The sequence below is a fragment of the Streptomyces actuosus genome, from assembly GCF_016921115.1.
GTDB lineage: Bacteria > Actinomycetota > Actinomycetes > Streptomycetales > Streptomycetaceae > Streptomyces > Streptomyces actuosus_A.
The window spans coordinates 1-435 of sequence record NZ_JAFFZS010000225.1; the positions used below are offsets into that span (position 1 = coordinate 1).

Annotated in this window: 1 protein-coding gene; it reads right to left on the minus strand. The window is 43.0% G+C overall.

Annotation, left to right across the window (positions count from 1 at the left end; genetic code table 11):
- Positions 1-270 precede the first annotated feature (270 nt).
- The gene (locus tag JS756_RS39140) at positions 271-426 is read right to left on the minus strand and encodes a hypothetical protein (protein ID WP_498063057.1); all 156 of its coding nucleotides are present in this window, start codon (positions 424-426) and stop codon (positions 271-273) included.
- Positions 427-435: the final 9 nt, after the last annotated feature.

The window sequence follows — 435 nt, forward strand, 5'->3', positions numbered from 1 at the left end:
TGGATAAGCACCAGAGGAACGTCGACCACAACTTGAGCCAGAGCATAGGCAGCTGGGCGGTAAAAAGAACTGGTAGTGTTAACAATCTTCGGACCAGCTATGGTTATGGCAAGACTCACAAGCTTTTATGCTTCATTAAAATTGGTCGGCTATTAAAGGCAGCTGTGAGTTCCGCTAAAGCAAGTAAAGCATTAAAAAGGAGGATAAAGAACATGACACCACCTCTTGTAAAGACACCACCACTGTTAAGCCTGTCAACTCCATGCTCACTCAAGAAAGGGATTCAAGAATGTATGCTGACCTAGTCTGTGGAAGATTAAAGAATAAACTTCCTATAATGAGTGCCTGAAAGACAATCACGCCCCATTTCCCAGCTAATGATTGTCTATCACCAAACATGACCAGGAATTGTCTATGAGTGAGGATAGTAACCTG